General features: G+C 70.8%; 10 protein-coding genes, 1 tRNA gene and 1 riboswitch. Of the genes, 7 read left to right on the top strand and 4 right to left on the bottom strand.

Translation table 11 applies throughout. The features are described from left to right. Nucleotides 1–122 precede the first annotated feature (122 nt). On the top strand, nucleotides 123–1,247 hold the full coding sequence (locus OG395_RS26850) for a sulfite oxidase (RefSeq protein ID WP_327245219.1): 1,125 nt from the start codon (nucleotides 123–125) through the stop codon (nucleotides 1,245–1,247). Nucleotides 1,248–1,249: 2 nt separating this feature from the next. On the opposite strand, the gene OG395_RS26845 is transcribed toward OG395_RS26850, so the two are convergent. Further along, a complete protein-coding gene (locus OG395_RS26845) occupies nucleotides 1,250–1,666 on the bottom strand; it encodes an SHOCT domain-containing protein (protein WP_327245218.1) in 417 nt (138 codons plus the stop codon). 196 nt (nucleotides 1,667–1,862) lie between these two features. On the opposite strand from OG395_RS26845, the gene OG395_RS26840 reads away from it, so the two are divergent. The 6 genes from OG395_RS26840 to OG395_RS26815 all read left to right on the top strand — a co-directional run bounded on the left by OG395_RS26840 (nucleotide 1,863) and on the right by OG395_RS26815 (nucleotide 7,647). Continuing rightward, nucleotides 1,863–2,084, top strand: a complete 222-nt coding sequence (locus tag OG395_RS26840; protein ID WP_327245217.1) for a hypothetical protein — start codon at nucleotides 1,863–1,865, stop codon at nucleotides 2,082–2,084. A 97-nt stretch (nucleotides 2,085–2,181) separates the two neighbouring features. Continuing rightward, nucleotides 2,182–3,384 (top strand): SPFH domain-containing protein, encoded by a 1,203-nt coding sequence (locus OG395_RS26835; RefSeq protein ID WP_327245216.1) that lies wholly within the window; start codon nucleotides 2,182–2,184, stop codon nucleotides 3,382–3,384. A gap of 177 nt (nucleotides 3,385–3,561) precedes the next feature. Next, nucleotides 3,562–3,635, top strand: a tRNA-Met gene (locus OG395_RS26830). Between the two features lie 227 nt (nucleotides 3,636–3,862). Beyond that, the gene (locus OG395_RS26825; protein ID WP_327245215.1) at nucleotides 3,863–5,014 is read left to right on the top strand and encodes a PP2C family protein-serine/threonine phosphatase; all 1,152 of its coding nucleotides are present in this window, start codon (nucleotides 3,863–3,865) and stop codon (nucleotides 5,012–5,014) included. A gap of 264 nt (nucleotides 5,015–5,278) precedes the next feature. Continuing rightward, nucleotides 5,279–5,431: riboswitch (cyclic di-AMP (ydaO/yuaA leader) on the top strand. Between the two features lie 11 nt (nucleotides 5,432–5,442). Further along, on the top strand, nucleotides 5,443–6,549 hold the full coding sequence (locus OG395_RS26820) for a M23 family metallopeptidase (protein ID WP_327245214.1): 1,107 nt from the start codon (nucleotides 5,443–5,445) through the stop codon (nucleotides 6,547–6,549). A 153-nt stretch (nucleotides 6,550–6,702) separates the two neighbouring features. Beyond that, nucleotides 6,703–7,647: an aldo/keto reductase gene (locus OG395_RS26815; protein ID WP_327245213.1), complete on the top strand. Its 945-nt coding sequence runs from the start codon at nucleotides 6,703–6,705 to the stop codon at nucleotides 7,645–7,647. Between the two features lie 4 nt (nucleotides 7,648–7,651). Here the strand turns inward: OG395_RS26815 and OG395_RS26810 are convergent, their stop codons facing one another. From OG395_RS26810 to lhgO, 3 genes are all read right to left on the bottom strand, one after another. Continuing rightward, entirely contained in the window at nucleotides 7,652–9,214 is a 1,563-nt protein-coding gene (locus OG395_RS26810) for a PrsW family intramembrane metalloprotease (protein ID WP_327245212.1), read from the bottom strand. Nucleotides 9,215–9,331: 117 nt separating this feature from the next. After that, nucleotides 9,332–10,141 (bottom strand): tRNA (guanosine(46)-N7)-methyltransferase TrmB, encoded by an 810-nt coding sequence (trmB, locus tag OG395_RS26805; protein ID WP_327245211.1) that lies wholly within the window; start codon nucleotides 10,139–10,141, stop codon nucleotides 9,332–9,334. Beyond that, a complete protein-coding gene (gene lhgO / locus OG395_RS26800) occupies nucleotides 10,134–11,390 on the bottom strand; it encodes an L-2-hydroxyglutarate oxidase (protein WP_327245210.1) in 1,257 nt (418 codons plus the stop codon). Before lhgO ends, trmB begins: the two co-directional genes overlap by 8 nt. Nucleotides 11,391–11,449: the final 59 nt, after the last annotated feature.

Raw genomic sequence — 11,449 nt, 5'->3', positions numbered from 1 at the left:
TCTTCACGCTCCCGCCGGTCGGAGGGCCGTGCAATCGGCAGGCGCGGTGCAAAGAGCGGGATGCGGTGTGCGGCAGGTCAGGAGCGGTGGGCGGGTTGCCCGGACGGGCGCACCATGAATCCATGGACCGACCCCTTGGTGATGTGAGCCCGCCAGGGCGCCTCGCCGAGCCCGGCGAGGGCATCAGCCCGGAGGAACTCGCGCTCGCCGCCCGCAACCACGGTCTGCCGCTGGAGGCGCTGCGCTACGACATCACCCCGCCCGGACTGCACTACGTCCTGGTCCACTACGACATCCCCGAGATCCGGGACGGCTCCGCGCAGCTCACCGTGCACGGCAGGGTCCGGACGCCGCTGGCACTGGACCTGGCGGCGCTGCGGTCGTTCCCGGCCGTCACACTGCGCGTCACGATGGAGTGCGCGGGCAATGGCCGGGCCCGGCTCGTACCGCGGCCGGTGAGCCAGCCGTGGCTGGTCGAGGCGGTCGGTACGGCGGAGTGGACGGGGGCGCCGCTGCGGCTGCTGCTCGCCGAGGCCGGGGTGGAGCCGGACGCCGTCGAGGCGGTGTTCTGCGGCGCCGACCACGGTATCGAGCGGGGCGTCGAGCAGGACTACCGGCGGAGCCTGCCGGTGGACGTGGCCACCGGCGACACGCCGGAGGTGCTGGTGGCGTACGCGATGAACGGTGGTCCGCTGCCGCCGCAGCACGGCCATCCGCTGCGGCTGGTGGTGCCCGGCTGGTACGGCATGGCGCACGTGAAATGGCTTCGGGAGATCCGGCTCACCGAGACCCCGTTCACCGGCTTCCAGCAGACGACCGCCTACCGTTACCGGCAGGAGCCCGACGATCCCGGTGAAGCCGTCACCCGGATGGCCCCACGGGCGCTGATGATCCCGCCCGGGTTCCCGGACTTCATGTCCCGGACCCGTTTCGTACGCCCCGGCCGGGTGCTGCTCCGGGGCCGCGCCTGGTCGGGGGAGCCGCCGGTCACCCGGGTCGAGGTGAGCACGGACGACGGCCGCTCCTGGTACGACGCCGAACTCGCCCCGCCGGACGGGGACGGCAGGCACACCTGGGCCTGGCAACGGTGGCAGGCGCCGTGGAAGGCGGTGCCCGGCACCCATGTCCTCAGCGCCCGTGCCACCGATGCCGGGGGCCGGGTCCAGCCCCTCACCCAGCCGTGGAACCGCGGCGGCTTCGGCAACAACCTGGTCCAGCGGATCGCCGTCCACTGCGGGCCGGGGTGAACTCAGACGAGGAGCTTCGTCTTCGCCCGCTGGAACTCCTCGTCCGTGATCGCGCCACGGTCCTTCAGCTCGGCGAGTTTCGCCAGTTCCTCGACGCTGCCGCCGCTGGGTTTCGCCGGGCCGGTCGTGTCACCGGTGGCGGCGGCTTCCCGTACGTACGCCTTGAAGGCGGCTTCCCGCTCCCTGGCTTCCGCGACGTCGCGCTTTCCCATGGATTTGCCGCGTGCGATCACGTAGATCAGGACGCCGAGGTACGGCACGACCAAGGCCAGGATCAGCCAGCCCGCCTTGCCCCAGCCGCCGAGGTCGTCGCTGCGGAAGATGTCCGAGATGACCTTGAAGAGGAGGAAGAGCCACATGATCCACAGGAAGAACCAGAGCATGGTCCAGAAGAGGTTGAGCAGGGGATAGCTGTCCACGTTCCGCTCCCTGGTCGTCGCGCCGTTCGACTCGTCGCTTCGTCTCGGCCACACAGCCCTGAACGGCTGAATCGTAAATTCAGTCATATCACCAGATTTCAGCCCGCGCTCGCCGTCGTACGGACCGTTCCTCAGGGGCCGTTCCCGCGGAGGCGGCGCGGAGTACCGTGGAATGACCGAGGGAGGCGTGTGGCGTATGAGCGCCGCGGATGGGTCCGCCTGGAGCCCGATCGGGGCGGTCGGTCGCGTCACTGTGCCGATCCCGCCGAACGGCCCCGGCGAAGTACTGGTGGCCGTACGGGGTGGGTCGGAGGCCTACACCGCATGGTCGGCGACGTCGATCGACAGGGACGCACGCGTCGTTGTCGTCGACTCGGTCTCGGCACGGGGCGTGATCGTCGAGCGCCTGCCGTCCTGAACCGGCAACCGACGCCGGGGAGCGACGTCGGGGAAGGCGATGTACGGCACCGCACCGGGACATCACGTCGAGAAAGGCGTACGGCAGGAGTCAACTCATGTTGTTCTGGCACGTTCCCGCCCCCAACGAGGCGATGCTCATCTCCGGATCGAAATCGAAACGGCAGAACCAGGACACCCAGTTCCGGATCGTCACCGGTCACGGCAGCTTCGTCCTACCGGTGAAGCAGAAGGCACGGATGCTCTCCCTGGCGCTGCGCGAGGCGGAAATCACCGAGGACTGCGTCACCCAGCAGGGCATCCGCCTCAACGTCCGCGCCGTCGCCGTCTTCAAGGTGGGTGACGACGCCGTCTCCATCGCCAACGCCGCCCGCCGCTTCCTGTCCGAACAGGACCAGATGGAGGAACTCGCCGGCCGGATCTTCGCCGGACACCTGCGTTCCATCGTCGGCGGGCTGACCGTCGAGCAGATCATCCGGGAGCGGAACCGGGTCTCCCAGGAGGTCATCGCGGGCAGCCACAGCGAGATGGAGAAGCTCGGCATCGTCGTGGACGCCCTCCAGATCCAGGAGATCGAGGACTCCACCGGTTACATCAACAACCTCGCCGCCCCGCACGCGGCCGCCGTCGCCAGCCAGGCCCGGATCGCCCAGGCCAGAGCGGACCAGGAGGCGTCCGAGCGGGAGCAGCAGGCGGCGGCGCTCAAGGCCGAGTACGAACGGGACACCGCGATCAAGCGGGCCGGCTTCCTCGCCGAGACCGAGCAGTACAACGCCCGCGCCGCCCAGGCCGGACCTCTCGCCCAGGCCAGGGCCTCGCACGAGGTCGTCGAGGAGCAGACCGCACTGGCCGAGCGGCAGGCGGCGCTGGCGGCGCAACGGCTGGAGGCGGAGGTCAGGCGTCCGGCGGACGCCGAGGCGTACCGGCAGCGCACGCTCGCCGAGGCCGCCCGCGACCAGGCGAAGTTCCAGGCCGACGGCAGTGCGTACGCCGAACGGACCGTCGCCCAGGCGCAGGCCGACGCCAATACCGCGCGTGCCGCCTCGCTCCGGGACGGCAATCAGGAGCTGATCGCGGCCAACCGGATCGTGGAGAACCTGCCGGCCCTGGCCGACGCGGCCGCCCGCGGGATGTCGGGGGCCGACCTCACCGTGCTCAACGGCACCAACGGTGTCAACGAGATGGCGGCGGGCGTGGTCAGCCAGGGGCTGGCGATCCTCCACGCAATCCAGCGCGGTGCGAACACGGCGAAGCCGGCGGTCGACGCGAAGCGGGCCCCGCACATCACCGACTCGAACTGAGCCGGGCTGCTTCTCCGCCCCGGAGGGTGCGGCAGATACGTTGCGGCAGAAGGCACTTCGCCGGCAACTGCTTCTCGAATTCGGTGCCTTGGGGCAGTGGATGGGAGCGGATGGGCACAGGCGGATCAGTAAATGGTCAACCGTCCGTCCCGGATGGCGTAGAGTTGTGTTTACCGACGCGGGGTGGAGCAGCTCGGTAGCTCGCTGGGCTCATAACCCAGAGGTCGCAGGTTCAAATCCTGTCCCCGCTACTGAAGAATCAGGCCCGGCATGTGCGAAGCATGCCGGGCCTGATTCGTGTTTCCGTCCCCCCTTCGGCCGACGCGGAGTCGCCGCGCGGCGCCGCTCCGGCCAGCCTGGGGGAGTGGGGTGCGGCACGTCCGCAGTCAGGCGCGTACCGGGCAGGAGACCGCGGGGCGCATCGGGCAGGAGACCGCAGGAACCGCTGCGCGTACCGGGCAGGAGACCACAGGTGGGGATGGCGGAGAAGCTGCGCGGGGCGCGGGGCGGGGGCGGCAGACCTTCCCGGCGGTTCGTCGGCGCGCTGCCGGCGCTGCTGATCGCCGTCGGGCTCGTGTTCGACATCCTCACCCCGCCGCCGTTCACCGCCGTGCCGCTGTTCGTGGCGGCCCCGCTGGCCGCCGCACCGTTCTTCTCACGGGCGGGCACCGTCCGTATCGGCGTCGCCTCGCTGCTCTCGATCCTCGTCCTGCGGAGCGAGAGCGGCGCGCTGCTGCAGGTCGTGCCGTCCCTCGAGGTCATCACCGTGCTCACCGCCTCGATCCTCGCCTTCTTCATCAACGGAGTCGTACAGCGAAGCACTGAGCAGCTCGCTTCGGCGCGGGTCATCGCGGAGACCGCCATGAGGGCCGTGCTGCCGAAGCCGAACGACTGGATCGGCGGGCTGCAGGTCGCCGCGCGGTACGAGGCGGCGCAGGCGGACGAGTTCGTCGGCGGCGACCTGTTCGCCGTGGTGGACAGCCCGCACGGCCTGCGGCTGGTGGTCGGGGACGTGCGGGGCAAGGGACTCGACGCGGTCGAGGCGGTGGCCGTGATCATCGGCGCGTTCCGGGAGGCCGCCGAGCAGGAGGCTTCGCTGGAGGACGTGGCGCAGCGGCTGGAGCGGGCGCTGGCGCGGGAGGGGGAGCGGCGCGGCGGGATCGATCCGGTCGAGGGGTTCGTCACCGCCGCACTCGCCGAGATCCCGCACGACGCTGCCGAGGTACGGATCGTCAACCGCGGCCATCCCGAGCCGCTGCTGCTCCACGCCGACGGCGGGGTGGAGGTGCTGGTGCCGAGCGTGCCCGCGCTGCCGCTCGGCATGGGGCTGGGGGTGTGGCCGGACCTGGCCGACGTCTGGAGTCTGGCCGCCGGGACGACGCTGCTCGTCTACACCGACGGCCTCTCCGAGGCTCGGGACAAGCAGGGGATCTTCTACGATCCGGCGGCCCGGCTGCGCGGACGGCTCTTCTCCGGGCCCGAGGAGCTGCTGTCCGCACTGACCGATGACGTACGGCTGCACACGGGCGGCAAGTCCACCGACGACCTGGCGCTGGTCGCGGTCGCACGGCCCGCGGAGGGGCAGCCGGGACGACGCAGGACCGTGAAGATCGTGGGGCGCGGGCAGTAATGAGACGCGACCGCGGTGAGCACACGAGGGCGATGCCACCGTGCGTAATCGAAGAGTGTCACTCCGCATAACGTTTGACGCAACGTCAGAAAAACGGTAGTGACTGAGTCCGGGTCAACTCGCCCGATTCCACCCGGTTGTGTCCCGTAAAGTCCAGGCCAAGGTCGTCAGCGATCAGTAGGAACGGCTTGGAATAGGACCCGTGTGTCTATTAACGTTCGATAACGCAGCGCGGTCGTCCCAGCCGTCGTCAGTGGCGGCACCCGTGCGCGAGCGCCGAATTCCGCAAGGGAACCGGGGAACCACCTACATGGGGTGAATCGGACACCTGTGTCTCGTGAGAGGCAGAGGAATCCGTAGGAGACCTTCCTGCTCCGAACCCGTCAGCTAACCCGGTAGGCGAGAAGGAAGGAAAGGAGTGCGCCCCCGTGGCGTCCAACAAGCCTGCCCCCGAAGCCCCTTCCCGGTTCGGCTCCGACTTCACCACTGAGTACGGATCCGGGGCGGACACCGAGTTCACCACCGAGTTCGGGACCGAAGGCCTCGGAGAGACCGACCGGGCCTGGGAGGAATGGAACCCCACCGAGGAGTCCGTCCGCCCCGTACGCGGCAGGCACCGCGTCGCCAAGCAGCGCAACGGGCTCGCGCGTAGCTCCACGGTTCTCGGTGTCGGCGTCATCGCGGCCGTCGGTGCGGGCGGCATGGCCACCGCGCAGAGCAAGCCGCCGGTCTCCATCTCCCTTCCCGATTCCATCGCGAACAATCTCCCCGACGCCGGCTCCCTCCCCGGTGTGGGCGCGCTGTTCTCCGACGAGTCCGCCACCGACCAGGCCCAGGCCAAGACCGCCGCCGCACCGCTGACCAGCGCGGGCATCACCACCGCCGAGGCCGCGCAGGGCGCCACGGACGCCGGCGAGGCGCTCCGTGCCCGCATTCTCCAGCAGGCCGAGCAGCAGCAGAACGCCGCCGACGCGGAGGCCAAGGCGGCCGAGGAGAAGGCCGCCGCGGAGAAGGCGGCAGCCGAGGCGAAGCAGAAGCAGGACGCAGCGGCGGCCAAGGTCGAGGCCGAGAAGAAGAAGGCGGAGGAGGAGGCGAAGGCGAAGGCCGAGGCCGAGCGGCTCGCCAAACTGGCCGCCAGCTACGCCATCCCCACTTCCTCGTACACGATCACCTCGACCTTCGGCCAGGCCGGTTCGATGTGGTCCTCCGGCTACCACACCGGTCTCGACTTCGCGGCGCCGACCGGCACCCCGATCAAGGCCATCCACACCGGCACCATCAAGTCGGCGGGCTGGTCCGGCTCCTACGGCTACCGCACGGTCCTGGAGCTCGAGGACGGTACGGAGCTGTGGTTCTGTCACCAGTCGTCGATCAACGTCAGCGTCGGCCAGAAGGTCACCACCGGTGACACCATCGGCCGCGTCGGCGCCACCGGAAATGTGACGGGCCCTCACCTCCACCTGGAGGTCCACACCTCGAGCGGCACGGGCATCGACCCGATGACCTGGCTGCGCGACAAGGGCCTCACACCCTGACCCGAGGAACGCGAGCCGTCCCACCGGCCCGCCACCGATCCCCGGCAGCCCTGACGCTCACCCCCGACGTCAGGGCTGCCGGTCCGTTTGTCCACGGCTTTCCCCTGCGCCATGCATGGAATAGCGGCACCGGTGGATTTCGTTGATCCACTTATGACTTCTCTCCGCAGGCTCGGCTCTTCCGACCTTCAGGTCTTCCCGCTCGCCCTCGGCGGCAACGTCTTCGGCTGGACCGCCGACGAGGCGCAGTCGTTCGCCGTCCTCGACGCGTATGCCGCGGCGGGCGGCAATTTCATCGACACCGCCGACGCGTATTCCGCCTGGGTCCCGGGCAACGAGGGCGGCGAGTCGGAGATCGTCATCGGCAAATGGCTCGCCGCACGCTCCGACCGCTCCGATATCGTCGTCGCGACGAAGGTCGGCGCCCATCCCGCGTACAAGGGCCTCTCCGCGACCACCATCAAGGCTGCGGCCGAGCAGTCGCTGCGCCGCCTCGGCACCGACCACATCGATCTCTACTACACGCACTTCGACGACGAGACCGTCCCGGTCGAGGAGATCATCACCGCTCTCGACCAGTTGGTGAAGGACGGCAAGGTGCGCGCCATCGCCGCCTCCAACATCAGCCCGGAGCGGCTCCAGGCGTCCCTGGACTTCTCCGAGCGCGAGGGGCTGGCCCGTTACGTCGCCCTGCAACCGCACTACAACCTCGTCTCCCGTGACACCTACGAGAACGAGCTCCAGGACACCGCCGCCCGCGCCGGGCTCGCCGCCGTCCCGTATTCCGCCCTGGCCTCCGGTTTCCTCACCGGCAAGTACCGTCCGGGCACGTCGGTGGAGAGCGCCCGGGCCGAGAAGGCCGGCCGGCACCTGGAGTCGGAGCGGGGCCGGAAGGTCCTGGCCGCACTCGACAAGGTGGCCCAGGAGCGCGGTGCCGAGATCGCGACCGTCGCCCTGGCCTGGCTCGCCGCCCGTCCGACCGTGGCCGCCCCGATCGCCTCGGCCCGCACGGTCGATCAGCTGCCCGCACTGGTGGCCGTCGCCGGCCTGCGGCTGACCGAGCAGGAGCTGGCGGAACTCACCGAGGCGTCCGCCTGACCCGTCACCAGGGATGCCGGGGCGGCCGGCTCCCGTAGCGGTGCTGTCCGTGGGGCGACTGGTGATACGGCTGCCCAGGGGGTGACAGGTACGGGTTGTGGCCGCCGTACGGCTGGTACTGCTGTGGAACCGGCGCCCGGGCCATGTACCGCGGGCGCAGGCGGCCCGTCGCCTGTGCCGCGTACGCCAGGGCGGGGGCGGCCACCTCCCGGCGCTGCCAGAGATGGTGCAGCAGTTCCAGTTCACGTGCGGTGAAGTCCGGTTCCGCCGCCCCGCGGCCCGCCCGGCGGCGGAGGAACGCGAGGGACGTGGCGAACGACTCGTACTCGGCGACCGCCCGCGCCGCCGCCTTGCCACGCGCCCTGGCCTGCGCCTTGGCGTGACTTCGTACCTGCGCCGCGATCCGGCTGTGAGCGCCGTGGGCGGGGCCGTAGGCAGCGGCGTACCCGTAACCCGGGGCTCCGTACCCCGCTTGCGCGTGCTGCCGACGCGCCAGGTCCCGGGCCAGGCCGCGGGCCCGCATCGAGGAGAGCGCGAGCGGCTCGGCCGGGGTCAGCCAGCCGGCGGCCGCGTACGCGGGCAGCTCGGTCGCCAGGGTGCGCAGCTCCCGCTGGCGCGACCAGATCGCCAGCCAGGTGACCAGTCCGAAGACCGGGACCATGAACACCCCGTACACGACATAGAAGCCGTACGGGCCGAACGTCCCCGAGCCGTTCCACAGGGCGTGCATGCCCATGGCGAGGACCAGTCCGAGCAGCGGCAGCGCGATGCGGCGGATGCGGTGGCGGCGTGCACTGAGCGCCGCGAAGCCGAAGCCCAGGCCGGTCAGCACGGTGAAGAGGGGATGTGCGAACGGCGTCATCACTCCTCGCACGAAGAAGGTCGCGGCCGTCACCGACGCCAGGCCCGAGTTGCCGATCTGCTGGTCCTCGCCGAAAGCGTTGCCCAGATAGAGGATGTTCTCGGTGAAGGCGAAGCCCGTCGCGGTGAAGCCGGCGACGACGACGCCGGCGACGACACCGCCGAAGTCCCGTCGCCGGAACAGGAAGATCAGCAGGACGGCCGCCGCCTTCGCGCTCTCCTCGACGACCGGCGCTATCACCGTGGCCCCGAGGGTGTCCGCGCTCGCCGGGTCCGCGGTGGCCGTCGCGATCCAGCGGGTCGCGAACGAATTGGCGATGATCGCGACCAGGGCGGCGGCGCACGCACCCCAGGCGAAGGCGAACAGCAGATTCCGCCAGGGTTCGGGTTCGACCCGGTCCAGCCAGCGGAACGCCGTCATCAGGAGCGGGACGGGCAGCACGGCCAGACCGAGCCCGACCAGGAATCCTTCGGTGCCGGTCTGGGCGCGGACCAGGGCCAGGATCACCAGCCCGCACAGCGCGAGCACCGTGAAGACCGCAGCGATACGGAACGTCTTGCTCCGCCAGACCATGCCGACGTGGCGCGGACGGTAGCGCCACTGACCCCGCTCCGGCACGGCCGCCAGGATCTCGCCGACCCGCTGCTCCTCGAGGAGCGGGACGGCCGGCTGCGACTGTTGCTGCTGGACAGACCCGTCGGACACCCCATGACCCTAACGAGGGGAACTGACAGCTGACCATGGGGCGACGAGGTGCGCGTGCCGCCCCGTCAGAAAATCCGCAGCTCAGCCACGGGTGAGGAGCCGGCCGGGGTGGAAAGGTCAGCTACGGGCGAAGAGCAGGTCGTGCACGACATGGCCCTTGTCCAGGCCCTGCCCCTCGAACCGGGTCAGCGGACGGAACGCGGGCCGCGGCGCGTAGCCGCCGTCCGCCGCCGTGTTCTCGAACAGGGGGTGCGCGGTCAGTACCTCGAGCATCTGCTCGGCGTACGGCTCCCAGTCGGTCGCACAGTGCAGCACGGCGCCCGGCTTCAGCCGCTGCGCCGCCAGATCGAGGAACTCCGGCTGGATCAGGCGCCGCTTGTGGTGGCGCTTCTTGGGCCACGGGTCGGGGAAGTACACCCGGAGCCCGTCGAGCGAGTCCGGCGGCAGCATCTCGCGCAGCAGGATGATCGCGTCACCGTTGGCCACCCGGATGTTGGACAGTCCGTTCCGGTCCGCGAGACCGAGCAGATTGCCCTGGCCCGGGGTGTGCACATCGACGGCGAGTATGCCGGTGCCCGGGTCGTCGGCCGCCATCCGCGCGGTGGCCTCGCCCATCCCGAAGCCGATCTCCAGCACGATCGGGAGCCCGTCGAACAGCTCCGGCAGGTCGAGGACCGACTGCCCGTCGATGTCCAGGCCCCACTTCGGCCAGAGCCGCTGCAGAGCGTCCTCCTGGCCGGGTGTGACACGGCTGCGGCGCGGCTGGAAGCTGCGGATCCGGCGCTCGTGGTGCGAACCGGCCGGATCGGCGGCGGGCCCGCCGGGGAAGCGCGGCTCCTGACGCAGCCTGCGCTGGCGCTCGAAGGCGACGGCACGCAGATCGTGGGCCTCGTCGGTCTCGGGGGCGGGGTTCAAGGACTCAGACACAATGCCCCGATTCTACGGCGGGCGGCTTCCACCCCGTTCCCTGTGCCCGGAGCAGCGCCCTGCGTGCCACCTCCCGCCCGATGGGCAGAGAGGCAGTCGCGGCGGGCGACGGGGCGTTCAGCACGTGCACGGTGTGCGGGGCCTCGCGGATCAGGAAGTCGTCCACCAGCGTGCCGTCGCGCAGCACCGCCTGGGCCCTGACACCGGACGGGGCGGGGTGCAGGTCGTCCTCCGTGACCTCGGGCAGCAGCCGCCGGACGGCCGCGGTGAATGCGCTCCTCGACAGCGAACGGTGCACCTCGCCCGCCCCGTACCGCCAGTGTCTGCGTGCGATCTGCCAGGAGCCCGGCCAGGTCAGCGTGTCCGCGAGCTCACGGGGGCGTACGACCGGCCAGCCGTACCCCTCGCGGGCCAGCGCGGGCACCGCGTTCGGCCCGACGTGGACGCCGCCGTCGTGGCCCCGGGTCAGGTGCACCCCGAGGAACGGGAACGCCGGATCCGGCACCGGGTAGACCAGCCCGCGCACCAGCTCCGGCCTGGTCAGCTCGTAGTACTCCCCGCGGAAGGGCACGATCCGCATGCCCGGCTCGTCGCCCGCGAGCCGCGCCACCCGGTCGCAGTGCAGCCCCGCGCAGTTGACCAGGACCCGGGCCCGCACGACGCGGCCGTCCGCCGTCCGCACCGCCACACCCCACGGCCGGCGGTCGATCGCCGTGACCTCCGCCCCGAACCGGATCAGCCCGCCCGCGCCGCGCACCTCGGCCGCGAGCCGCTCGGCAACCGCCTTGAAGTCGCACACCCCGGTCGTCCCGACCCGGATCGCCGCGAGTCCGCGGACCTGCGGCTCGTACTCCGCGATCCCCGAGGGTCCCAGCTCCCGCACCGGCAGCCCGTGCTCCCGGCCGCGCTGCACCAGGGCGTGCAGCCGGGGCAGCTCGGCCCGCTCGGTCGCGACGATCAGCTTGCCGGTCACCGCGTGCGGAATGCCGTACTCCGCGCAGAAGTCGACCATCTCGGCGGCGCCGCGCACCGCATAGCGGGCCTTCAGCGAACCGGGGCGGTAGTAGATGCCACTGTGGATCACCCCGCTGTTGCGCCCCGTCTGGTGGCGCGCCGGGCCCCACTCCTTCTCCAGTACCGTCACCCGCGTGCCCGGAGCGGTCCGCGTGAGGGCATACGCCGTCGACAGGCCGACGATCCCGCCACCGATCACCAGCACATCGCAGTCGTACGCCGCGTGAGTCATCATCACGCCACCTCCCACCCCGATAGTGCACTGACCCACTGACATCGCACTCAAACCAGCGG

This window comes from Streptomyces sp. NBC_01320 (assembly GCF_035974375.1).
In the GTDB taxonomy this organism is placed as follows: Bacteria; Actinomycetota; Actinomycetes; order Streptomycetales; family Streptomycetaceae; genus Streptomyces; species Streptomyces yanii.
The sequence above is the reverse complement of the archived record's forward strand: the minus strand, read 5'-3'. Positions and strand labels throughout refer to the sequence as shown.